At 56.7% G+C, this 24,448-nt stretch carries 18 protein-coding genes and 3 pseudogenes; 3 read left to right on the top strand and 18 right to left on the bottom strand.

Going from position 1 to position 24,448, the window contains the following annotated elements; translation table 11 throughout:
• Positions 1-221: 221 nt before the first annotated feature.
• The 11 genes and pseudogenes from HP546_RS02750 to HP546_RS02700 all read right to left on the bottom strand — a co-directional run bounded on the left by HP546_RS02750 (position 222) and on the right by HP546_RS02700 (position 14,081).
• Positions 222-1,349, bottom strand: coding sequence for a PrpF domain-containing protein (locus HP546_RS02750; protein WP_172219355.1), 1,128 nt, complete (start codon positions 1,347-1,349; stop codon positions 222-224).
• A gap of 51 nt (positions 1,350-1,400) precedes the next feature.
• A pseudogene (locus tag HP546_RS31265) lies at positions 1,401-1,529 on the bottom strand (OprD family outer membrane porin); the annotation flags it as partial.
• 358 nt (positions 1,530-1,887) lie between these two features.
• Positions 1,888-2,884 (bottom strand): annotated as a pseudogene (locus HP546_RS02740) (transposase).
• Between the two features lie 187 nt (positions 2,885-3,071).
• Positions 3,072-4,400 (bottom strand): MFS transporter, encoded by a 1,329-nt coding sequence (locus HP546_RS02735; protein ID WP_172219353.1) that lies wholly within the window; start codon positions 4,398-4,400, stop codon positions 3,072-3,074.
• Between the two features lie 428 nt (positions 4,401-4,828).
• Entirely contained in the window at positions 4,829-5,863 is a 1,035-nt protein-coding gene (locus HP546_RS02730; RefSeq protein WP_172219351.1) for an ABC transporter substrate-binding protein, read from the bottom strand.
• Positions 5,864-5,990: 127 nt separating this feature from the next.
• Entirely contained in the window at positions 5,991-7,013 is a 1,023-nt protein-coding gene (locus HP546_RS02725; protein WP_172219349.1) for an aldo/keto reductase, read from the bottom strand.
• A gap of 56 nt (positions 7,014-7,069) precedes the next feature.
• Positions 7,070-8,512, bottom strand: coding sequence for an NADP-dependent succinate-semialdehyde dehydrogenase (gene gabD, locus HP546_RS02720; protein ID WP_172219347.1), 1,443 nt, complete (start codon positions 8,510-8,512; stop codon positions 7,070-7,072).
• Positions 8,513-8,524: 12 nt separating this feature from the next.
• Positions 8,525-10,168, bottom strand: coding sequence for an acetolactate synthase large subunit (locus tag HP546_RS02715; protein ID WP_172219345.1), 1,644 nt, complete (start codon positions 10,166-10,168; stop codon positions 8,525-8,527).
• A gap of 93 nt (positions 10,169-10,261) precedes the next feature.
• Positions 10,262-11,713 (bottom strand): aldehyde dehydrogenase family protein, encoded by a 1,452-nt coding sequence (locus HP546_RS02710; RefSeq protein ID WP_172219343.1) that lies wholly within the window; start codon positions 11,711-11,713, stop codon positions 10,262-10,264.
• Positions 11,710-12,678 (bottom strand): NAD(P)-dependent oxidoreductase, encoded by a 969-nt coding sequence (locus tag HP546_RS02705; RefSeq protein WP_172219342.1) that lies wholly within the window; start codon positions 12,676-12,678, stop codon positions 11,710-11,712. Before HP546_RS02705 ends, HP546_RS02710 begins: the two co-directional genes overlap by 4 nt.
• Positions 12,679-12,689: 11 nt before the next feature.
• A complete protein-coding gene (locus tag HP546_RS02700) occupies positions 12,690-14,081 on the bottom strand; it encodes an FAD-binding oxidoreductase (protein WP_172219341.1) in 1,392 nt (463 codons plus the stop codon).
• Positions 14,082-14,297: 216 nt separating this feature from the next.
• Here HP546_RS02700 and HP546_RS02695 point away from each other — a divergent pair, with 216 nt between their 5' ends.
• Positions 14,298-15,359 carry a GlxA family transcriptional regulator gene (locus tag HP546_RS02695; RefSeq protein WP_172219340.1) on the top strand — a complete coding sequence of 354 codons (1,062 nt, stop codon included), beginning with the start codon at positions 14,298-14,300 and terminating at the stop codon, positions 15,357-15,359.
• A 55-nt stretch (positions 15,360-15,414) separates the two neighbouring features.
• Here HP546_RS02695 and HP546_RS02690 read toward each other — a convergent pair whose 3' ends face one another.
• The 3 genes and pseudogenes from HP546_RS02690 to HP546_RS02680 all read right to left on the bottom strand — a co-directional run.
• A complete protein-coding gene (locus HP546_RS02690) occupies positions 15,415-15,756 on the bottom strand; it encodes a RidA family protein (protein ID WP_172219339.1) in 342 nt (113 codons plus the stop codon).
• An 11-nt stretch (positions 15,757-15,767) separates the two neighbouring features.
• Positions 15,768-16,118 carry a cupin domain-containing protein gene (locus HP546_RS02685; protein ID WP_172219338.1) on the bottom strand — a complete coding sequence of 117 codons (351 nt, stop codon included), beginning with the start codon at positions 16,116-16,118 and terminating at the stop codon, positions 15,768-15,770.
• Between the two features lie 33 nt (positions 16,119-16,151).
• Positions 16,152-16,409, bottom strand: a pseudogene (locus HP546_RS02680) (MFS transporter); the annotation flags it as partial.
• Between the two features lie 599 nt (positions 16,410-17,008).
• Between HP546_RS02680 and HP546_RS02675 the strand changes: the two are divergent.
• Together HP546_RS02675 and HP546_RS02670 are read left to right on the top strand one after the other, a co-directional pair.
• Positions 17,009-18,061: a proline racemase family protein gene (locus HP546_RS02675; RefSeq protein WP_053867931.1), complete on the top strand. Its 1,053-nt coding sequence runs from the start codon at positions 17,009-17,011 to the stop codon at positions 18,059-18,061.
• A gap of 102 nt (positions 18,062-18,163) precedes the next feature.
• Complete coding sequence (locus HP546_RS02670) at positions 18,164-20,104, top strand: methyl-accepting chemotaxis protein (RefSeq protein WP_172219337.1); 1,941 nt, start codon at positions 18,164-18,166, stop codon at positions 20,102-20,104.
• A 45-nt stretch (positions 20,105-20,149) separates the two neighbouring features.
• On the opposite strand, the gene HP546_RS02665 is transcribed toward HP546_RS02670, so the two are convergent.
• From HP546_RS02665 to HP546_RS02650, 4 genes are all read right to left on the bottom strand, one after another.
• The gene (locus HP546_RS02665) at positions 20,150-20,944 is read right to left on the bottom strand and encodes an NAD(P)-binding domain-containing protein (protein ID WP_172219336.1); all 795 of its coding nucleotides are present in this window, start codon (positions 20,942-20,944) and stop codon (positions 20,150-20,152) included.
• 243 nt (positions 20,945-21,187) lie between these two features.
• The gene (locus tag HP546_RS02660) at positions 21,188-22,255 is read right to left on the bottom strand and encodes a glycine betaine/L-proline ABC transporter ATP-binding protein (RefSeq protein WP_172219335.1); all 1,068 of its coding nucleotides are present in this window, start codon (positions 22,253-22,255) and stop codon (positions 21,188-21,190) included.
• Positions 22,248-23,135, bottom strand: a complete 888-nt coding sequence (locus tag HP546_RS02655; protein WP_172219334.1) for a proline/glycine betaine ABC transporter permease — start codon at positions 23,133-23,135, stop codon at positions 22,248-22,250. The genes HP546_RS02660 and HP546_RS02655 overlap by 8 nt, the downstream gene beginning before the upstream one ends.
• 86 nt (positions 23,136-23,221) lie before the next feature.
• The gene (locus HP546_RS02650; protein WP_218584426.1) at positions 23,222-24,271 is read right to left on the bottom strand and encodes an ABC transporter substrate-binding protein; all 1,050 of its coding nucleotides are present in this window, start codon (positions 24,269-24,271) and stop codon (positions 23,222-23,224) included.
• Positions 24,272-24,448: the final 177 nt, after the last annotated feature.

Below are 24,448 nucleotides of genomic sequence, written 5' to 3'. Positions count from 1 at the left end.
TTGTCCCTGGACAGGTCAAATCGCACATCAGAAGCCGTGAAGTTTCTTCAGAAGTGGAACAAATCTTACCCACCCGACCCACAAGTCAATCAAGTACTCCAAGGTTTGTTAGCCAAGCAGAACAAATGATCAGGACTGATTCTCACCGCCATGCGATACCCTCTGCTTTCACTTCGCCTATGCTCGGGCCAGCCCCAGCCATACTCGCAGTATGCTACCTATCATGGCGTGCGAGTCGAGGCCCTTTGCGCAGGCTGGTCAATGGGCACGAGTACCTCGCCATTGAACAGCCACCGTACCGTTCGCGCTATGCCACAATCCCCTATCTGTCCGCCTTGCACGCTGATGTATATCGTGTAAGTACCTGTCGCATACTCTATCGCGATCGGTCGGCGGTCTCCATCCTCTAGGTCTGCTCGGCCAACCGCAATCGTACCCTTAAGAACGCAAGCGGCTGCGACGGTAGCCGCACCTAGAATGCTGATACCAGGGTGCCATTTATTCGCCGTGAAGGTCCGCGTAACGATCGGGCTCCCTCGCGCAGAGGCTGCCAACAGACAGACCCTGGGCAACGTCTTGCGATCCTGCTCAGATAGGCGCATTGCAAGTCCGGCATGCATGCGGATATGTTCAAGCCTGTCTCTAAGTACCTCATTGGTGCTCAAGGCTTGAGGGGTTTCCAAGCCCGTGCAACCCACATCCTTCGCGCGCAGAATGACCATCGGCGCACCATTATCGATGCAGGTCGCCGCTACACCATCAATGACATCCACGGCGTTACCCGTGGGAAACAACGCACCACACGTCGACCCTGCAAGTTGAAGGAATTGAATGAACAAAGCTGTTACCGAATGGGGTGCATCAGACGTGGGCGCTTCGGCATATTGGACCGCTGCACCGCACGTGGGAACCTGCACGACCGCAACATGACCCGTGCCCTCCATGAAAATCCGCACCGGCGTGACATCACCGCTGATCGCAACAAGCCCTCGTTCGATCGCGAACGGCGCCACGCCGGCAAGCAGGTTTGCACAGCTTCGGCTGTAGTCAATGCTGGCCTGCCCGGCGTTGACCTCGCCAGAAAGGTAATCCACATCGATACCCGGTCGAGATGACGCCCGTATGAGGGCGACTCTGTTCACGCGTGGTAGCTCGACTTCAAGCTTATCGGCATGTTGCGTGCCTAACAGCTCGATGATTGAATGCAACGTAAGGTCACGCAGTCTCGGGTCGGCGCAAAGATCGTCCGCCAACACATACACGCCTATCTTGTTACCGCCTTGCATTAGCAGATAGCGAACAGCTAACTGCGCGCCCGCACCTGCGGCGGAAGCCGTATTATTAGTCATTGGGCGTGATTCTCCCGCCAAGGAAGTTCCGCAGCCCTACCGCCCCGCTCGTCAAAGCAGATCCAAGGGGTAAGTGATGATGATTCGATTCTCGTCGTACTCGTTGTTGCTAAAGTCGCGGCGCAGCGTATCGTTCCGCCAGCGCACCGTCAGATCTCGAAAGCTCTCGCTTTGAACGGTAGACGGTCTAGCGGCCTTACAGTTATGCCGAAAAGGTATGCTTAGAGGCTTGGCGAAGACCCCATGAAGGCAGGCCTGGGGGAGCCGGTCACAGCTAGATAGACTCCCGACAAGCTCGGCGAAGATCAGACGAACAGGGACCCTTTTTCCCCAGCCGAGGAGGATGCTTTGTCGCACGTATATTCACGGTCGATCGGCTTCAGGCCGGCATGACTCATGCACTGCCCAGGAAGCCTCACATGTGCCAAAAGTTAACTATCGGCTCGATTCGTCACCGAAGCCGATTTTGGTGCGCGGCGTTCAAGGTAGTTGTGGCGTCAACCGTCAACTATGCCGCTCTGTTCTTGACCTGTTGTTCTCAATCCGGGTTCAACAGCACGGTGCCGATCGGCTCCCAGTTACGCGTTGGACCCGACCACCGTTCCGGCTTTTTCTCTTTGGCTCGTTCGTACTGCTCATGTCGCTGGAACAAGCCCTGATGGTCCAGTCCTCAATGCCGCTCAGCCGGTGTGACGAACCGGATACGGCTATGCCGGTGCTCGTTGTTGTATCACCGCATGAAGTCCCTCACCCATGCCCGTGCGGCGTCCAGACTGGCAAAACCATTCTGCGGCCATTGCGGGCAGTATTTCAGCGTTCTGAACAGCGACTCCGCGTAGGGATTGTGTCGTTGCTGACCCGCGGTCGACCACGCGAGGGCGTGATCCCAAGGTAGTACATCTTGCTCAACAGCGTCACCGACTTCATCGGCGCTCCGTTGTCCGAGTGCAGCAACAGTGGCTCATGTAAACATTGCTCAACGATCACGCTGCGTTGCAGTAGGCGGGGACATTCTCGCCGCTTTCCCACGTCGTAGACCTCCCAGCCCACGGCCTTGCGGCTGTAAATATCCTCAATCAGATAAAGGTAGTAAAACTTGCCGCGTATCGGCGACGGTAGATACGTGATGTACCACGACCACATTTGATTCGGCCCTTTTGCCGCATGTGTCGTCGGAGCCGCATGCCGCCAGGGGCGCTGACTGCGACCCGACTTTCGGCCGGTGATGAAGGCTTACCGCCAAGCAGTAATTTGCTCGGGGTAAAGGCCTTTACGATGGCAATACTCGCCCAGGTCGATCTCGGACAAGCCAGCCGCTTCTAGGACGACAGCAAACTTAGTTTCGGCTGGCCAGCTCTCGGCCGATGATTGGTTTTCGGACGCTGCACTTCCTTCAGTACTGAGCTGCTTGCGCCAGTTGGACAAAGACATCTCGCGGTCCCCTTCGCCCCGGGAAACCTCGACCATCGACAGGTTCTGCGGTGGAGCAACATCTTGAGTAATGCGGCTCTGCGTTCAGGTGAATAATCCGGCACGACCAGTCTCTTTCCGCCCCCGATGTGCTTTTTAAGGAAAATGCGGAGAGGCGACAACTATCCTGACACCGGGGGATAGCGAGGGAAACCGACGTACACCGACGGCGCTCAAACCGATGCAAAAAAAAAGCGCGCTTTCGATCTGAAGGCGCGCCAAAGAGACACAACAAGAACCGATAATTAAAGTTTAGGCCGCACTGGCTTGGGCAAGATCAAGGCAGCGAGTCTCCGGCGCCATCAGCCACGTAAATAACAGACCGACCATCGAAATGCCGAACGCAGCAAGCATGGTATTGGCGATTCCGAACGAGGAAAGCGATATCGGCACCAGGTAAGTACCAACCGCCGCGCCAATGCGCGACAGGGATGTCGCCAAGCCCACCGCAGAACCACGAATTTCGGTGGGGAACAATTCATTAGGGTAGACGTACTGAAGCACTTGAGCGCCGCCGATGAACAATGCGTAGCTGCCAAACAGTACGAGCGTTACCAGCCCAGCGACATCTGGGAACAGACCGAGCAGCAGAAGTGCCAAACCAGACCACAAGAAGCTGTGAATGAGCATATTACGACGGCCCATCGGATTGATCAGCTTCACCCCCAGCAGGCAGCCGAAGACGAAGATGAACGTTATCGCTACTGCACCCCAAGCGGCAAGTTCGCCAGTGAGCCCCATTGCCGCGAGGATTTTAGGGGCAAAGGCATAGATCGCGAATTGTGGGATGATCGAACACGTCCAGAATACACTGACGAAGAAGATGCGTTTGCCGTATTGGGAATGGAACAGATGCCACACCGATACGCGGCGCTCGGCGGGCGGCTCTGGCAAATCTGCAATCGAAAAGTTACTGCCATAAACTTTCTTGATGACTTGATCGGCTTCGGCGGTGCGGCCTTTGCTGAGCAACCAACGGGCAGATTCCGGTGTGCCGGCACGCATCACGAGGAACAATACCGCCGGTATCACTGCACTGGCCAGGGCCCAACGCCAGGCTTCCGGGCCCATAGCGCGCAGAATGAACTCACCGGCCACGTAGGCGACGGCAGCACCGACGAACCACATCATCACCAAACTCGCAAGGATCGAACCACGCTGTTTTTTCGGCAAGAACTCAGCCAGCAAGGACGTTGCCAGTGGATGGTCAGCGCCGATCGCCACGCCGAGCAGCAAGCGCAGCGCAATCAACGCCATTGCGGAGTTCACCCAGAATTGACCCAGGGAGAACACAGCCAAAGCGACCAGAACGAGAACATACAGCGTCTTGCGGCCGAGCTTGTCCGTGAACAGCCCCCCCACGAAACCGCCAAAGAACATACCCACCAGAGACGCCGCGGCCACCAAGCCCTCTTCGAAGGCGCTTAGTTGAAGTGCATGGCTTAACTGAACGAGGACGACGCCGATGATGCTGAGGATATAGCCATCTAGGAAGGGGGCACCAGAAGAGTAGATAGCCAACTTTTTGTGAAAGCTGTTAAGGGGGGCATCTTCTAAGGAAATCTTTTGCTTGTTTGACATTATTATATTGTCTCTATTGCTACTCATTGCTGAACAACTCAACACAGGCAGATGGCCCTCCGTGGAGGAACGCCAGCTTAAACGCGATGAGTTATCGTATTGTTTTTGTAAATAATGTAGCCGGCCGAACGAATGCAGCGAGCGTTGGCACACTCACTCCAAATGAACGACGAATATGACACTGCCTGTACATCGGCTTGACTAGCGACTTTTTTCGTATGCCGTACTCATGCTCGACCGAACGTCGCTATGGTTACCAAGCAATACTTAAGACCTGTTCAGACTAAGCTGACCTGACTTGAAGAAATAGAAGGATTACCTCAAAGAATGCGACATCTAGGCTATTTTCATGTCCGCCGTGAAAGATCCACGGCGGACGCTGAAGCCGCTTGATCGGCGAGCAGCCTAACGCCGCTTGCCGATGGGGTTTAGCTTTTGCGCGCGACCCAAGCGTTGAAGCGCTCCTGCAATTCCTCCCCGTGATCGACCCAGAACTCGCTGCTAACAGCCATCGATTGCGCCATGTTTGCCGGAGCGGTGTTGAGTTGCGCAGCCAACGCAGGGTCGAGACGCGCTGCGGTGTGCAGATTCACTGAACCGTAGCCCAGCTGGGTCGTGTGCTTCTGCTGATTTTCCGGGCGGAGGGTGAAGGCGATGAAGTCTTGCGCGAGCTGCTTGTGCTTGCTGCCACGCGGAACGGCCCAGTAGTCGATCGCGTAAATGCTTCCATTCCAGATCGGCATGACGTGCACCCCGGAATTCTGAGCATCGAAGATCCGACCATTGAAGGCGGTGGTCATTATCACGTCGTTGCTGGCCAAGAACTGCATCGGCTGGGCGCCGGCCTCCCACCACTGTATGTACGGTTTGATTTCATCCAGCTTACGGAAAGCCCTGTCCACGCCCTCGGGGGTTGACAGCACATTGTAGATTTCTTCGCGGGGGACCCCGTCAGCCATCAGAGCAGCCTCTAGTGTGAATTTCGGCCCTCTGCGCAAGGCTCGCTTGCCCGGAAACTTCTCTACGTCCCAAAAGTCTTGCCAGCCCTTAGGTGCTTCGAGCAAAGCGTCTGCGTTGTACGCCAACGCCATCGACCAAACCAATAGACCCGCTCCGCATTCAGAAAAAGTGCCAGGCACGAAATCTTCCTGCTTGCCGAGTCGCGCTTGATCCAAAGGCTCGAACAGACCTTCCTCGCATCCCCGGACCAAGTCATCACCCTCAACCTGAACGACATCCCAGTTGACGCTGTGGGTGTCGACCATGACCTTGATGCGCCCCATCTCACCATTGTACTCCCCCGCAATCAGCTTGACCTGGTGGGCGGCCGCGAACGGCTGATAGAAGACTTCGGTTTGCACCGCCTTACTGACGCCTCCATAGGAGATGACTGTCATCTCTGTGGCCCCAGCATGGGCCGCCAGGAGGCAGGTGATTGCGCCCGCGAAAAAACGATTGTCCATAAAACCCTCTTCCTTTTATTGGTTTTGTTAAGAAGCGTTCTGCGTGTAACGTACTACCTGAAGAAAAAAGCGGGCACCGAAACGGTGGGACGAATGCTCGCTGAATCAATAGGAATCAAGACAGAGGTCAGCGGGAGGTCGGAGTGGGCGCATCCGCTCGAATGAGCGATCTACGTTTGAGCTCATGCCAGAAATCGTGGGGAATCTCGCGCTCGCATGTCACGATATTTTCGTTGAGCTGCTGAACACTGCGAACGCCCGGAATGATGTTGGCCACTGCTGGATGCGCAGCGATGAACTGCAATGCAGCCGACTTGAGAGGGACGTCGAAATCCCGACAAACAGCCTCGATTCGAGCGACGTGCTCCAGCACTTCAGGCTGGGCGGGCGCATAGTTGTAGCGCGCGCCTGGAACTGAACCGGTGGCCAAGATCCCGCTATTGTAGCCTCCGCCCACGATCAGCGAGACACCCTGTGCCTCACATCGTGGGAGAAACTCGTTCAACGCGTCTTGCTCGATGAGGGTGTAACGTCCGGCCAATAGAATGCAGTCGAAATCGACGCGCTGGATGGCTTCATGAGCTACATCGCTCTCGTTGACGCCGATTCCAATCGACTTTACGACGCCTTGATCGCGCAACTCGAGCAACGCCCTCCCCGCCCCCTTCATGGCGCAATCGAATACCTCAGGCTGCTGGGTGCCATGGGTATAGACATCGACTTCGTGAATAAGCGCAACGTCGATATGCTCAAGGCCCGTACGCTGAAGACTGTCTTCGATGGAACGCATTGTGCCGTCATAGGAATAATCGAATCGCCACTCGAATGGCAGCCCTTTGATCCAGCAACCGAAATCGATCTTCTCCCGGCGCTGGGGTGTCAGCAATCGCCCAACTTTGGTAGCCAGCACAAATTCTTCACGGGGCTTCCAACGCAAGCTTTGCCCCAATCTTGCCTCACTCAAGCCATGCCCATAGCTCGGCGCCGTATCGAAGAATCGAATGCCGGCATCCCAGGTGGCCTGGACCAATTCAGCTGCGGTCTCTTCGGTGATTGGGGCCATGAAATTGCCCAGCTGAGCGGCGCCAAAGCCCATCACGCTGGTCTGGATGCCAGAACGAGACCACTTTCGTTGCTGCGAAGCTTGCATGAATGAAGTTCCTTTCAAGAGACCCGGCCGCAGCCGGGTGTTGGTGAACTGCGTCTTCAGATGCTCAAGCACAGGTACTTGATTTCAAGGTAGTCCTCGATACCGTACTTGGAGCCTTCACGGCCCAGGCCCGAAGCCTTGATGCCGCCGAATGGCGCGACTTCGTTGGAGATCAGGCCGGTGTTGATACCCACCATGCCGTATTCCAAGGCCTCGGCGACACGGAACACGCGGCTCATGTCACGGGCGTAGAAGTACGAGGCCAGACCGAACTCGGTGTCGTTCGACATGGCGATGACTTCAGCTTCGTCTTTGAAGCGGAACAGCGGCGCCAGTGGGCCGAAGGTTTCTTCCTTGGCGACGGCAGCGGTCTTCGGTACGTCAACCAGGATGGTCGGCTCGAAGAAGTTGCCTTCGATGATCTTGCCACCGGACAGCACCTTGGCGCCTTTGCCAACGGCGTCCTCGATGTGTTCCTGAACCTTGGCGACAGCCTTGCCGTCGATCAGCGGGCCAGTGGTGGTGCCTTCTTCCAGGCCGTTACCGATCTTCAGCTTGGCCACGGCAGCGGCCAGCTTCTCGGCGAACGCGTCGTAGACGCCGTCCTGCACGTAGATACGGTTGGCGCAGACGCAGGTCTGGCCGTTGTTGCGGTATTTGGAGATGATCGCGCCCTCGACCGCCTTGTCCAGGTCGGCGTCGTCGAACACGATGAACGGGGCGTTGCCACCTAGCTCCAGGGAAACCTTCTTGATGTCCTTGGCACATTCTTCCATCAACTGGCGACCGATTTCGGTCGAGCCGGTGAAGGACAGTTTGCGCACCAGGGAGTTGCCAGTCAGCTCGCCGCCAACTTCGCCAGCGCTGCCGGTCACCACGCTCAGCACGCCAGCCGGGATGCCGGCACGGGTAGCCAGCTCGACCAGGGCCAGGGCAGAGTACGGGGTTTGCGAAGCAGGCTTGAGCACCATGGTGCAGCCAGCGGCCAGGGCCGGGCCGGCTTTACGGGTGATCATCGCCGCCGGGAAGTTCCAGGGGGTGATGGCCGCGGTAACGCCGATCGGCTGCTTGATGACGATCAGGCGCTTGTCAGGCTGGTGGCCCGGGATGGTATCACCGTAAACGCGCTTGGCTTCTTCGGCGAACCACTCGATGAACGAGGCTGCGTAGGCGATTTCGCCCTTGGCTTCGGCCAGTGGCTTGCCTTGTTCGGTGGTCATCAGGCGAGCCAGGTCGTCCTGGTTCTCGATCATCAGTTCGAACCAACGACGCAGCTTGTTCGAGCGCTCTTTGGCGGTCAGTGCACGCCAGGCCGGCAGGGCCTTGTCGGCAGCTTCGATGGCGCGGCGGGTTTCCGCAGAGCCCATCTTCGGCACGGTACCGATGACTTCACCTGTGGCCGGGTTGGTCACATTGATGGTCTGGCCGCTGTCCGCATCCAGCCATTCACCGTTGATGAAGGCTTGCTGGCGGAACAGTTGGGAGTCTTTCAGTTGCATGGGGCTGATTCCTCAGATGGCGGCGCTGCGCTCACGCAGGTCCATGTTCAGGATGCGGTCGTTCTCGCTGTAGTCGACCGGGCAGTCGATCACGTGCACGCCCGGGGTCTTGATGCAGTGCTCGAGCAGCGGCAGCAAACCTTCGGCGCTTTCCACGCGGTGGCCATTGGCACCGTAGGCTTCGGCGTACTTGACGAAGTCCGGGTTGCCGTAGTCCAGGCCAAAATCGGTGAAGCCCATGTTGGCCTGCTTCCAGCGGATCATGCCGTAGCCATCGTCACGCAGGATCACCACGGTAACGTGCATGCCCAGACGGACTGCGGTTTCCAGCTCCTGGCTGTTCATCATGAAGCCGCCGTCGCCACACACCGAGATCACCGGGCGGTCCGGGTACACCAGGTGCGCAGCCATGGCCGACGGCAGGCCGGCGCCCATGGTCGCCAGGGCGTTATCGAGCAGTACGGTGTTGGGCTTGTGGGCCTTGTAGTTGCGCGCGAACCAGATCTTGTAGATGCCGTTGTCCAGGGCGACGATACCTTCGGACGGCAGAACACGACGGATGTCGGCAACCAGGCGCTGAGGGTAGACCGGGAAGCGGTCATCGTCGCCGCCTTCGGCGATCTGGGCTTCGTTGGCTTCACGAATCGCCATGAGGCGGGTGAAGTCCCAGTGCGAGGTGTCGCCCAGGCCTTCAGCGATCTGCCAGACGGCGTTGGCGATGTCGCCGATCACTTCTACCTGCGGGAAGTACACGGCGTCGACTTCGGCGGAACGGAAGTTGATATGGATGACTTCGGTGCCGCCACGGACCATGAAGAACGGCGGCTTCTCGATCACATCGTGGCCGATGTTGACGATCAGGTCAGCCGCTTCGATCGCACGGTGCACGAAATCACCGGACGACAACGCAGCGTTACCCAGGAAGCGCGGGCTGCGCTCGTCAACCACACCCTTGCCCAGCTGGGTGGTGACGAACGGGATACCGGTCTTATCGACCAGCTGCTTGAGGACCTTGGCGGTCATCTTGCGGTTGGCGCCGGCACCGATCACCAGGATAGGGCTGCGGGCGGTGCGCAGTTTCTCGATGGCAGCTTCGATGGCCACGTGCTCGGCCAGCGGCCGGCGGTGCAAGCTGCGCGGGATCGGCATGGCATCGGTCTGCTCGGCGGCGATGTCTTCCGGCAGCTCCAGGTGCACGGCGCCCGGTTTTTCTTCTTCGGCCAGGCGGAACGCTTCACGCATGCGCGAAGGGATGTTGTCGGCCGAGGCGAACTGGTGGGTGTACTTGGTGATGGGGTCCATCATGCCGCACACATCGATGATCTGGAAGCGGCCCTGCTTGGACTTCTTGATCGGCTTCTGGCCGGTAATCATCATCATCGGCATGCCGCCCAGGTAGGCGTACGCACTGGCGGTTACCAGGTTGGTCGCGCCAGGGCCCAGGGTCGACAGGCTGACGCCGGTCTTGCCGGTCAGGCGGCCATAGGTGGCTGCCATGAAGCCCGCAGACTGCTCGTGGCGGGTCAGTACCAGCTTGATCTTCGACTTGCGCAGGGATTCCAGCAGGTCGAGGTTTTCCTCACCAGGAATGCCGAACACATACTCGACACCTTCGTTTTCCAGGCATTGCACAACGACATCGGCGGCCTTGGCCATCTTGCTTGTAACCTCAACTTCAAATATTGGGCGCAGCAGAATCCGCGGGAGCGCAATTGCCCCCGTGGATGATCTTCAATTGCCAGGTAAACGTCAGGCCAGTTGGTAAGTGGTCTTGACGCGAGTGAAGAACTGACGGGCATGAGTACCTTGTTCACGGGAACCCAGGCTCGAAGCGCCGTTTCCACCAAACGGAACGTGGTAATCCACACCAGCGGTTGGCAGATTGACCATTACCATTCCGGCCGAGCTGTTTCGCTTGAAGTGCTCGGCATGGCGCAGCGAAGTAGTGACGATACCCGCCGATAGGCCAAACTGAGTGTCCTCGGCAGCGGCGAAGGCCTCTTCATAATCACGCACTTTCAGCACGCTGAGCACTGGCCCAAAGATTTCTTCGCGGTAGATGCGCATCTCTGGCGTCACTTCAGTGAACAGCGCCGGCGTGAATAGGTATGCACCCGACTCGTTCTCGATTCGCTCCCCACCACATACCAGCTTGGCGCCCTGCTCCCGACCACTAGCAACGTAGGACAGGTTCTGCTCCAACTGGCGCCCATCTACGACGGGGCCGATATCAGTAGAAGACTGCAATGCATCGCCGACTTTGAGGGCCTGCGTACGCTCAGCCAGGCGTGCAACGAAGGCGTCGTGGATACCTTCAGTGACGATTACGCGAGAGCTGGCTGTGCAGCGTTGGCCAGTGCTGAAGAACGAGCCATTCAGCGCAACGTCCACTGCTTGTTCCAGATCAGCATCATCCAGCACAATCAACGGGTTTTTGCCGCCCATTTCCAATTGGACTTTCTTCATACCTTCAGCAGCGAGCTTGGCGATCTGACGCCCAGTGTTCTCCGAGCCGGTGAAGCTGATGCCATCGATCTCTGGCGAACGGATGATGATATCGCCCACGCTGCGACCAGGGCCGATCAACATGTTGAACACGCCCGCTGGCAGACCCGAGCGACTGATAATTTCGGCCAGGGCCCAGGCCGAAGATGGGACCAGCTCAGCTGGCTTGAAGACCACACAGTTGCCAAAGCACAGCGCTGGGGCAATCTTCCATGCCGGGATGGCAATCGGGAAGTTCCACGGAGCGATGATCCCGATCACACCCAACGGCTGGGTGAAAACGTCGATCCCTACGTCTTGGCGGACAGACTGGTACTTCTCGCCCTCAGCGCGCAAAGCTTCCTGGGCGTAGAATTTAAACGAACGACCAGCACGGTCGACTTCACCGAGGGCTTCTCGAACAATCTTGCCCTCTTCGCGCGCAAGCAATGTGGCAAGCTCTTCACGACGAGCGAGAATCTCGGTGCCGATAAAGTCCAGAGCGTCGGCGCGCTGCTGCGGGTTGCTGCGAGCCCAGGCTGGCTGAGCACGTCGGGCCGCGGCAATGGCCTGTTCGGTCAGGTGCTGGTCGGCCCGCACAAATCGCTCGATTACTTCGCCCGGATTGGATGGGTTTCTGTTTTCGAGGATGTCAGCGCCGCTGTCCAGGGCAACGAAAGCGCCGTCGACAAAGCTGCTTTTGGTGGCGATGGTCATGCGGTACGGATCCTTTTCTGAGTGCTGTGGCGGGCTACAAAATCAGTGATGTTGTCGACTGCGCGATCCATCAACTGCTGCATGGCATCCTCACTGCTCCACGCGATATGTGGGTTGAGAATGAAATCGTCGCGGTCGATCAGCTGGAACAAAGGGTTGCTCGGATGCAGGGGCTCAACTTCGACCACATCCAGCGCTACACCACCGAGCCGGTCGTTTTGCAACGCATCGATCAGAGCAGCTTCGTTGACGATCCCCCCGCGACCGGTGTTGATGACCAGCGCATCCGGCTTCATCAACGCAAGCTTTTCAGCATCGATCATGTTGTGGGTTTCAGGCGTCAATGGCGCGTTGATCGACAGAACATCACAAGTCTTGAGCAGGCTCTCGAGCGAACGATTCTCAGGTCCAGGACGCTTGCCGCCACGATCTTCGAATAATACTTCCATGCCGAAGGCACGTGCCAGCTCTGCCAAGCGAATGGCGATCGGACCGCTGCCAATGATAGCCACCTGCTTGCCACGTACATCACGGATGCGATGGTCGAAGTAGATGTTCTTGTACTCGGCCTGCCCTGCATGCACTTTGCGCATCAGCCGGCTGAAGGCCGCAGGGCGACGAAACAGCTCAAGCATCATCGCCATACTGTGCTCGGCGACCGTGTTTGCCGCGTAACCAGGAACGCTGGATACCTCGATGCCGTGAACATCGCAGTAATCAACGTCGACAATGTCGCGGCCCGTAAGCGCAAGCGAAATCATCTTCAGCTTCGGCAACTGACGCAGGTGCTCCTCACGCAGCGGCACACTGCAAGTCAGAGCGACCGTGGCATCTTTCAGGTGCTCTAGCACCTGATCAGGATGGGTGTACGCAAACTGTTCCCAGGTATGTTCACAGTCAGGGCGCTTGAGACGAGTCGAGGCCGCAAGACCATCGTCGTCGAGAAAAACAATATGTTCGCTCATGATCCTAGTACTTATTTTTTCTGGGCAGGGACATAGCCGGCAGGCGCCATGGCAACCAGCTGGCGCGTGATGAAACCTGCGTCCTGATCGTGGTCTTCAAGCGACTCCTTGCGCACCAGCGCATCGCGGACCATGTGCGCACCGAAGAAGCGGAACGGCTCTGGCGGCAACAATTTCAACTTCTGATTGACCAAGCCGCAGTTTGCCCACTCATCATTGGCGTGAGTGGCCAGTGACTTGATGATGCGGCTGGCAAAGACCGTGGTGGCCACACCGTTGCCCGAGAACCCGATGCCGTAGCTGACGGTGTGGTGATGGTCGAGGTAGCCGAAGTTCGGCAGACCTTTCATCGCACGGTCGATCGGTCCAGTCCAGCTGCTGACCACCGGTACGTCCTGCAATTGTGGGTACAGGCGGCGCAGTTCGGCAGCGACCTTGTCGGCGGCCGGCGATGGTTTCTCGTAAAGATTGCCGATGCGCCCGGCGTAGGCGAACTGCCCCAGCGGCTTGCCGAACACGACCCGCCCATCCGGGGTATTGCGCCAGTAGTTGAGTACGGTACGCGAATCAGTCATGCACTCGCCGCCACTGAAGCCGATTGCATCAAGCTTGGCCTTGACCGGGGCGGTGGCGACCATGTCACTGGACATGATGGCAATCATTCGGCGCAGCTCTGGGAACTGTGCGCCCCAAGCGTTAAGCGCGAGGACCACGTGATTTGCCTTCACTCGGCCCATCGCCGTATGCACCACCGGGTTTTTACCGCGTTCCAGGTGTGTAAATGGAGACTTCTCGAAGATCTTCACCCCAAGCTTCAGGGCCACTCGGCGCAGACCGCGGGCCAACATTGCAGGCTGCACGGTGGCCGCGTTGGGGTCATAGATACCACCCAGAACCAGCGGGGAGCCTACGCGACCGCGAATGGTCTCACGATCCAACTCCTGGAATGGGTTCACATCGAGTTTCTGCAGGCCATCGGTCAGCACCTTCCAAGAGCCCATTTGACGCTGGTTGGTAGCGGTCCACAGCCAACCATCCTTACGGTACTGAGCATCTATACCGTGCTCCTGGCAGAAGCTACCAATTTCATCGATAGCCGATTCGGCCGCTTCACAGATGCGCCGAGCTTCAACATCGCCGCAAATGGTGCGCACCGACAAGTATTTGCCCCACCAGTTGGTGGCGACACCACCGTTACGACCACTTGCGCCGGAGCCGCAACGATCGCGCTCGACGATAACGATGGTTTTTTCCGGATGCGCCTGTTTCAGGCGGATGGCCGACCAAAGGCCGAGGAAACCGCCACCAACGATACAGACGTCAGCTTGAATGGAGTCCTGCAAAGCAGGGGCCAGATCGCTGTCCAGGTCGAGTGCCTGGGCATACCAGAATCCGCGGTACATAGTATTGGTGCCTTTGCTAAGAGCATGTTGGTTTTTGCAACATAATGCTCACCCTGCGGGCACTCTCGCTGTAACAAGCATGACAATTGATAGTAGAAGCACGCCTAGGCACTACCTTTTGTCCTGATTTTTCTACTTGCTGAGATTGATATGATATCCCGGACCTGAGAGTCGTTCTAAAATGTAGACCGTCACGATCAGGTGAGGTATTCGCCCATGGTTCACCAAGCGCACGATGACTCTCCGCCAGAGGCGGATATCAAGCTGCCGGTAAAGCCCGAACTGAGAGTCGGCTTTGTGCTAATGAATCAGTTCACCCTGGTACCGGTCGCCGGGCTGGTTGACTCACTGCGTTTCGCAGCCGACAAGTCCTTCCGCAGCCAGCAGCTGTTCTGCCAATGGGATTGGATGACGCTGAACGATCAACCCATCACCGCCAGTTGCGGCATGCCCATCCTGCCAACCAAACCTCTCAATCTGTTCGCACAGTACGATTACATCGTCATCGCTGGTGGCCTGCTTGGAGAAACACGCAATCCGCCCGATTGGCTGCTCGATGCATTACGCGACGCCAACGCTGCGCACATTCCCATCATCGCCCTCTGCTCAGGCTCATTCGTACTGGGCAAGGCCGGCCTGCTGGACGGCCGCCGCTGCGCTGTGCATTTCACATTGAGGGATGAATTCAAGGAGCGCTTCCCTGCCTCGACGATGGTCATCGACAAGAGTTATGTCGACGATCGTGGCATTATCACATGCCCAGGAGGCACCGCCATTGATCTGGCGGCCAACCTGATCAGGCGCCATTGCGGTGCAGTACGCGCGCAGAAAGGCCTTGAATACCTGCTGGTCGAGGAGCGCAGAGAAGATGAGCGAGCATCGGCGACAAGCGAAAGCGTGTACCAGAACGACAGAGTCCAACGCGCGATCGAATTCATGCGCGCCCATCTGGACGCTTCGATGACTCTTCAAACGGTTGCGGAAGCGGTAGGCACTCATCCACGGCAACTGCACCGCGAGTTTGTTGCCAACACCCAAGAACCCCCTGCCAACTACTGGCGCAAATTGCGCCTTGAACATGCGCGCCGCTTGCTGGTCAACACCAGCCAGAATATCACCACCATTGCGCTGGCTTGCGGCTTCTCCGACGCATCGCACTTTATTCTGTGGTTCCGCAAGCAGTACGGCGAGACGCCATATACCTTCCGCAAACGACGTCATGAGGTAGAGCGCTTCGATTGGCACGGAGACAGTGCAGGCCTCGATCCAGACCTATAATCCTTAACCGCCGCAACATGGGCTGCAGCGGCTCTTCACTACCTCAAGCTCAGGCTTACAGCTGCCCGAACGCTTGAATCTCTATGCGATAGCCAGACGCGGCAAGCGGTGCACCAACGCAAGCGCGCACAGGCGGAGCCTCGCCCACCCAGGCGTCGTAGACTTCGTTCATGCGATCGAACTCAGCCATATCGGCGAGCCAGATCTGCATACGCGACAGGTTGGCCTTGGTAGCACCTACCTGTGCCAACCAGGCCTCAAGTTGACGCAAGACGCAGCGAGTCTGCTCAGCGATGTCACCCTCGAGATTCTCGGCCACGATACCGGAAGTCTCAATCCGACCATCGACGATCACGAGCTGGCTAGCACGCTTGCCTGGATTGATACGCTCAATCATGTATCAGCTCCTCAGAACAGGACGTAGGTCTTGCGCAGCGTCTCATGAATGCTCCAGACACCCTCGCAGTTTTCCGGGAACAGCACAGCATCGCCTGCACGCAATTCCACCGGCTCACCACCGTCAGGGGTGAAGGTGCAGGAACCGCTGACAATGTGGCTGAACTCCCGATTTTTCAGGTGGCGACGGAAAATGCCCGGTGTGCTTTCCCAAACGCCGATGCTTGCATTCACAGCGTCGTCGGTCTGGTGCTGCCCCGTCGCCGCTTGGGCAATCACGTCACCGATCGGCAGCTTGGCCGGAGCCAATTCACCAATAGGCGACTCGGCAGCTTGACGTACGACAGTGAGAACTTGGCTCATGGTTTAACCCTCCATTTGATTGAAAAGCCTGGATCAGCGCATTGCGGCGCAACCATCCAGGGCAGAAGCCTGTTGTAGATCGAGCTTCGCGGTCTCTGGAGCAAGCCACCACGACGCCAGAGCGCCCAACAAGGAAATTGCAGCAGCAGCCAGCATGGTCTGACCAATGCCGAGCGATGCAAGAGAAACAGGTTCTAGATAGGTGCCGGCAGCAGCACCGATGCGCGAAAGCGACGTAGCCAACACCACCCTGGAGGCCCGGATTTCGGTGGGGAATAGTTCATCGGGATAGCCGTCAAAAAGGGACTACCCGAGGTAGAAAACGCCAATTTCTTATGGAAGCTATTAAGGGAAGCGTCTTCAATGGATCGCTTGGAACTCGACATTGAAGTTTCCTTTTGTATTTGCTGTTACAGTAACGCCCAGCCAATTACTGTGACGCACGGCATGAATCAACTCGACGGGCACGCCAAGTATGCGCGCTGACGACTGTCGCGTACTTACCCGGAAAACTCCTTTAAATAAATCAAACACTTAGGGATGCGACCCACTGCCGCATCCCGCCTCCCGACCACTATGTCACCCCACTCCTCCACGCCATATAACGATTGAGACAAGTCGTGGTATGAAAGCGCGACACGCGTTAAAAGCGCTCAACGGCAACCTACGCACTGACGCGATTGCTCGAACATCACACGAGCTGTCCCAAACGTTATAGGGTGTCGATCACCAAGAGTGAGAGAGTGCGCCTATACGGAGACGTGCACAGCCTGCATTCCATGCGATCCGTACCATGTTACCTTATAGCGCTGCGTGTTCCGACGGGATCGGTGCACGACGTGCCAGGGTGCGTGCTTGTCTGAATATATGAACAATAAGCTGGAGTTCCCATGGCCTTCAAAAGAACCATTCATGCGGTCGATACCCATGCTGGCACCCCGATGCGCGTCATCACTGGCGGCGTTCCGCACATTCCTGGCGATACCGTTTACGCCAAGATGAAATGGCTGGAAGAGAATGATGACCAACTGCGCAAGCTGATGCTGCGCGAGCCACGCGGCTACCCAGCGCACTGCTGCAACATCATCGTACCGCCCTGCCACCCTGAGGCCGACGCTGGCTATGTCATCATGGAGCAGATCGAGTACCCGGTGATGTCGGGTGGCAACACCATCTCGGTCGTCACCGTGCTGCTGGAGATGGGTATGCTGCCGATGACTGAACCGGTGACCGAACTGACGCTGGAAGCGCCCGCTGGCCTGATCCGCATCAAGGCCCAGTGTGAAAACGGCAAGGTCAAAGGCGTTACTTTCCAGAACGTTCCCGCCTTCGCCGCCCACCTTGATGCTGTCATCGATGTGCCTCACCTGGGCAAAGTCCGCGTCGACGTCGGTTGGGGTGGCATGTTCTATGTCATCGCCGATGTACGCCAGTTCAAAGGTTTGGAGCTTAAGCCCGAGCACGGCGGCGAGATTGCCCGCGTGTCGTCGATGATCCGCGAGGCAGCCATCGAACAGCTGCCGGTCGCTCACCCAGATTATCCCGGAGTTGGCATCACCATCTCGCAGCTCTCCGGCCCTTCCGACGATCCAAAAGCAGACTGGAAGAACACTGTCACCATGTCTTCTGGCACGTTCTCGTGGGATGACCCTGCCACCTGGACCGGCGCCTTGGACCGCTGCCCATGCGGCACCGGCACCAGCGCGAAGATGGCGACCCTGCACGCCAAAGGTGAACTGCCGCTGAACCAGGATTTCCGCCATCAAGGCATTCTCGGAAATATCTACACCGGCCGCCTGATCCAGGAAACCACCATTGGCCAGCACCAGGCAGTCGTACCGACCGTCACCGGTACGAGCTGGATCTATGGCCTGAACACCTTCGTATTGGACCATGACGATCCATTCACCGAAGGCTTCACCATCGGTGATATCTGGGCTTGACTTGAGGGGGGCGTCGACTGACGCGCTCGACGACAAGGCTTCCGATTGCGTGGATCAATCGGAAGCTTTTTTTTGGTCAATAACAATTTCCAAAGGTCAATCATGAACATAAAAACCAAGCTGACCTTGGCGTTTGCAGGCATCGCCTGCCTGCCTGTGTTACTGGTTGCAGCCATCGTATTGACGAACGTACGAAATCAGGCGCAAAACAGCTTCCTGGACAGCACCTCGCGCGAAATGCGCCAAATTGAGAATGCCATGGCGCTGTTCTTCGATGGCATCACCCAGAACGTCAACGACTTCGCCACCAATCCCCAGATAGTCAACGTTGAAGCCCTGAAGGATTACACCTCCGCCGACGCGGGCCGCATCCCGCTATCCCCAGATCACCAGCGTTTGATGAAAGTATTCGATCAGTTCGCCCATTCTCATCCCAGCACGGCGTACCTGTCTTTCGGACGTGATGATGGCACCTTTGCAACGTGGCCCGAGGATCCCCTGCGGCACAGCTACGATCCACGACAGCGCCCTTGGTATCAGCTCGCGATGTCTCAACCCGGGAAAACACTCCGCTCCAGCGCTTACTACTGGCCAGCCGACAAAGCCGTACTGCTAAGCACGGTGCGAACCATCAGCGATGAACAGGGCAAACCTGAAGGCGTGTTCGCCCTAGATGTATCCATCAACCAACTCACCGACATCATTCGCAAAATCAAGCTGGGCAAGACGGGCTACCTGATGCTCATTGAAGGTAACGGGAATGTATTGGTCGACCCTAGCAACGACGAGCATAATTTCAAGCGACTCGGCAGCCTGGGCTCTGACTATGCTGCTTTGGTGGGACTTCATGGCTTTAAACAAGTCCAACTGGGTGGTCGCGATTTCATGGCCAACAGTTGGCGCTCAGAGGTGCTGGGCTGGCAGTTCATCGGCCTTATCGAGCAAGACGAGGTCATGGCGACGGCTAATCAACTTACATGGCTGGTGATAGCGATCGTGGCGATCCTACTGCTCGCGTTCGCAGCTCTGGGCGCTTGGTTTGCCAGCTTGATCGTTCGGCCTATCCTCACGGTTTCAGGGGGCCTTGCCGATATCGCTCAGGGGGAAGGAGACCTGACGCGAGATCTCAAAATCCAGGGGAACGATGAATCCGCAACCCTGGCGCGCTGGTTCAACCAATTCTTAGGGGCCATTCGGCAACTGGTCCAGCGTATCAGTCAGGCTTCCTCGCTTCTGGATCAGACCTCCGCTTCCTCCACCCAGACCGCGACACAGATGAACCATGCCGCCGGTCGTCAGCGCGAATCAGTAGAGCTGGTTTCCACTGCCTTCAATGAAATGGTCGCGACCGCCAATGAGGTCGCCCGGTCCTGCTCTGAAGCAGCCAATTCCGCCGACGCCGGGCAGCGCCAGGTACATGATGGCCAAAGCCGCATTGAGGAGGCCACCTCAAGCGTTTCCCGGCTGGGAGAGACACTACGCGATTCAACAGTCGCCATGCAGCAACTAGAGCGAGACAGCCAGAACATCAACACGATTTTGGGGACCATCGGCTCTATAGCCGAGCAAACCAATCTACTCGCTTTGAATGCTGCAATCGAAGCCGCGCGTGCGGGGGATCAGGGCCGCGGCTTTGCAGTGGTTGCCGATGAAGTGCGAGCCCTAGCTCGACGCACAGGGGAATGCACAGAGGAGATCGACGCACTACTCAGCGGACTGGGGCGACGGACGCAAGATGTGACGCGACAGATGCAAACGTGCCTGACCATTTCTGACACAAGCGTTGCAAATATCCGCCAGGCCCGAGAGAGCTTCGAGTCAATTCGGCTGTCTGTGGATCAGATCCGTGATCAGAACACGCAGATTGCGACTGCGGCAGAAGAGCAGCATCAAGTAGCCGAGGGAATCAATCGACACATCGTCCAGATTCACGAGGATGCGTGTCTGGTTGAGCAACTCGCAGGGGAGGCCAAAGATGATTCGGAGCGCTTGTCGCATGTCTCCGATGAACTGCAAGGCCTAGTTTGCCATTTCCGCCAATAGCTCGAAACAGGAGGCAAGCCGACGCGAGCCTCCTATCTGTCCGCGTCAGGTTTGAGGCTTCTGAGCTTCGAGTTTGGAGCGAGTCAGCAAGCCATCCAGGACTACCTCACATGCCGCCCCCCAGCTAGCGCTCACCGGCTGGTGCATCAGCACTTCAAGCCCCGCATAGGTGAAGGTACCGGGAGTAGCGATCAACTGGCCAAGCTCGCTTAACGATTGCTCCGGATGGTACTGCGCACGTGCTATGCAATCCTGCAAATTTCCCAACACCAGCGTCCTTGCATCCTGGGCGGATAATCCCTTTTCACTTAGCCACTGTTGCAGGTCGTGAAGCAGGAAATAGAACCAGCCGTTCATGCATGCCGCCACCGTAGCCAGCTCAAATGACGACTCATCATCCAGAACAACCAATTGCCCAAGTGGCATCAGCAGTGCTTCAGCCAAGGGATCAGGCGGACAAATCACGATAGTCGACTGATTGAACAATGCTGCATACGACAACATGACGCGGACACACTTCGCACCGGGGAACGCAGCCCTTAGCTGCTCAAGAGAGATGCCAGCCATCAACGATACAAGATGCTGGTTCTCACGCAGAGTGACTTGTGTCGCTAGCCCAGCTAGCCCTCTCGGACGAACCCCTATGATTACAGTATCTGCACCGTCAACTACGGCCTGGTTACTCTCCATGATGCGACAGTCGCACTCGTTCGCAAGGAGGGCTGCGCATTCTGCATTGCGAGGCGACAGGAGGATAGTGCCGGAATAGCCGCTACGGCGCAGACCACGCACCATTTTATCTGCCAGCTCTCCCACCCCGAGAACACCCAAAACGCTCATAATTTCCCCTTAATCATTCAGATCAGTTTTGAACTGACCGCGGAGCATCAAGGGGCATTGGCCAATAAATGCGCTGCGGCGTCGTGCTTTTACTATGTCACCGGAAAGCCGCTGGGCATATAACGAGCGGGACGAGTAGTGGTCATTTTCATAGCAACGCAGGCAGTGAACCGAACTGCCCAAGCAAGTGCACTCCGAGCGAGCATGAGCTGCTCGGCTCACCCAGAGCGCATATGTGAACGCCTAATTAGCCACCACGCGCAAGCTCGGAAGCTCCTTCGCGTTGACCATGGCTTCCGCGAGTCGCCGGAACGTCACCACTCCAAGAGGCTTTCCATTTGGAGATACAACCGTGACATCTCCATCGGGGGCCGCCACAAGCATACGTACGGCCTCCTCAACCGTTGTTCCCACGGCGATGGTGACCCCAGAAGAAGCAGCACCCGCACGTAGAGGGACCATGACGGCTTCAACATGCAGCACCCTACCCCGGTTCACTTCCTTCACAAAATTGGCGACGTACTCGTCAGCAGGACGTAGAACAATGTCCTGACTCGTACCCTGCTGAATGACTTGCCCATCCCGCAAAATAGCAATTTGATCGCCCAGGCGCAGCGCTTCATCAAGATCATGAGTAATGAATACGATCGTCTTTTTGATCTCCTTCTGGAGGTCAAGCAAGACGGTCTGCATGTCCATGCGAATCAGTGGGTCAAGCGCGGAATAGGCTTCGTCCATCAGCAGTACCGGTGCGTCATTAGCCAACGCTCGAGCCAAGCCCACGCGCTGCTGCATGCCCCCGGATAGCTGGTTGGGGTACTTCTTTTCAAATCCTTTGAGACCGACTCGCTCGATCCAACGCATTGCGATCTCGGTGCTCTTAGTCCGAGGCAGCTTCTGGATGTCCAGGCCGTACACGGTGTTTTCCAGCACGTTGCGATGAGGCAATAAAGCGAACTTCTGGAAGACCATCGCTGTTTGCTGCCGGCGAAAGTCCCGCAGCTGATTGGGGTTCATCTTCACCACATCATCACCATTGACCAGCACCTGCCCAGAGGTCGGGTCAATCAATCTGTTGATGTGGCGGATCAACGTCGACTTACCGGAACCGGACAGGCCCATGATGACCTGGATGCAACCCGCGGGCATTTCCATATTGATGTCTCGCAAGCCCAACACATGACCATGGCGCTCCATCAATTCGGTCTTTGTCATCCCCGACTTGACCGCGTCGATATGGGTTGCCGCGTGCGGGCCAAAGATCTTGTACAGATTGCGGATCTTGATGCCGTCAAATTTCTGCTCAGCCATGGACCACCTCCAGGTGTTTCTGAAGTCGCTGCCCATATGCCTGGCTGACTCGATCGAAAATAATGGCGATGCCGACGATGGCAAGACCGTTGAAAATACCCAGCGTGAAATACTGGTTGGCGATGGCCTTCAGCACTGGTTGGCCAAGTCCCTGTACACCAATCATCGAAGCGATGACCACCATGGCCAGCGCCATCATGATGGTCTGGTTGATGCCAGCCATGATGGTCGGTAACGCCAACGGGAGCTGGACACTCTTGAGCTTTTGCCAGCTGGACGAGCCGAAAGCATCCGCGGCTTCGAGAACGTCTTTGTCGACCAACCGGATCCCTAGATTCGTCATCCTAATCATTGGGGGAATTGCATAAATGACCACTGCGATCAAACCAGGAACCCTACCAATCCCAAGCAGCATTACAACGGGAATCAGGTATACAAAGCTCGGCATTGTCTGCATGACATCGAGGATGGGGTTGATCACCCGCTGAACACGCTCAGAACGGGCCATCATGATGCCGATGGGTAGGCCAATCACGATAGAAAGCACAGTACACACGAAAATCATCGATATCGTGCGCATGGAGTCATCCCACATACCGAAGTATCCAATGGCCATTAAGGCAACCAATGCGCCTATCGTTATTTTGACGCTTCTACTGGCGGCCCAGGCTATCGCCAGAACGATCAGAACGATCACTGGCCAAGGTGTTTGTGTCATAAACTTCTCAGAGAGAAGCAAGAATTTTTGTAGCGGATTGAAAAAACCTTCGATCGTTTCGCCATAACTCCGTGTAAATCCTCTGAAACCCTCATCAATAAATTGCTTGAGGCTACGAAGCGTATCGTCATCCATCTGTGGGAAATCTTGAAACCAGGTCATATGCTTACCTATACATGTTACCGGGCTCATTATTCTTGTTCCCGGCCTTGAGGAGCGGCGCTCTAAAGCGCCGCTCCAGTTGGCAATTACAGAGCTGCCTTAATTTTCTCTGCAACCTGCGGATCTACCCACTTCACCCAAATATCTGGGTTTTTCTTCAAGAACTGCTTTGCCCCGTCCTCTCCAGTTGCCTGATTATCGGCCATCCACGCTAGCATTTTGCTGACTACCGCGTTGGGCCAGGAGCGAGTTTTCAGGTACCTGTACGCAGAGCCCGCGCGATCTGCGAACGACTTGGTGACGATCGTGTTGACCTCGTCAGCAGGCCATTCGTTAGGCTTAGGATCGGGACATTTCTCGACTTTGTTACAACGGTTCCACTCAGCATCGTCGTAGGGAACGCCGCTCGAAAGGCGGACCATCTGATATTTGCCGAGTAGCGAAGTTGGATCCCAGTAGTAACCAATCCAGCCTTTCTGGCGCTCATAGGCGTGGATTAGTGAGCCGTCATGGCCGGCGGCAGATCCTGTATCGACAAGATTAAAGCCGGCGTCTTTACCTTTATAGGCCTTGTAGTACTGGCTTGCGATGATAGTGCCGCCCCAACCTTGCTGACCAGCGGACCAGGCACCTTTCGACGGATCTTCGGGATCAGGGAACAGTTCGGGATGTTTCAAGGCATCAGCGACAGTCTTGATGTCTGGATGCTGGTCCACGATAAACTTGGGGACATAGATGCCTTGCACGCCACCATCAATAAACGCCTTGCTGGCGATCAGAAGCTTGCCTTCCTGAATATTATTTTGAGTGATGGGTGGACGCAGGCTGGTCCACGATTCAGGCGCGACATCAGGCTTACCTTTCTCTGCCATCGATGTCAGCGTCGGCACCGTATCACCCAGCACGATATTGGCATCGCATTCATAACCATGCTGGAGAATAAACTTATCGACTTCTGCGAGAAGTTCTGCGGAGGCCCAGTTCATGCTTGCAATGGTTACAGTGCCACAGTCCGAAGCGCTAGCCAGCGGAGAGATCGCAGCAAGCCCGAGTAATACAGGAGCCGCCACTAAAAGCTGTTTCAACCCAAACCTTCCAACGCTTACTTGCGAGCGCATCTCTATCACTTTCTTCATTAGCGACTACCTTCTATTATTAATCTTATACTCGAGCGTTAATTAAATCGGCACATAGACAACCGGCCTCACTCAGTAAGAGAGCAAAGCAACCATGCTGCAAATAGCGTCCGTATATTCTATCGGTGATAAAACCAGAACTTGGCGACATTTGGAATTAGATTTATGCCCTCAAGT

Origin of the sequence: Pseudomonas sp. CM25, assembly GCF_013179705.1 — a bacterium.
In the GTDB taxonomy this organism is placed as follows: Bacteria; Pseudomonadota; Gammaproteobacteria; order Pseudomonadales; family Pseudomonadaceae; genus Aquipseudomonas.
This window is presented reverse-complemented; position numbering and strand designations above follow the sequence as displayed.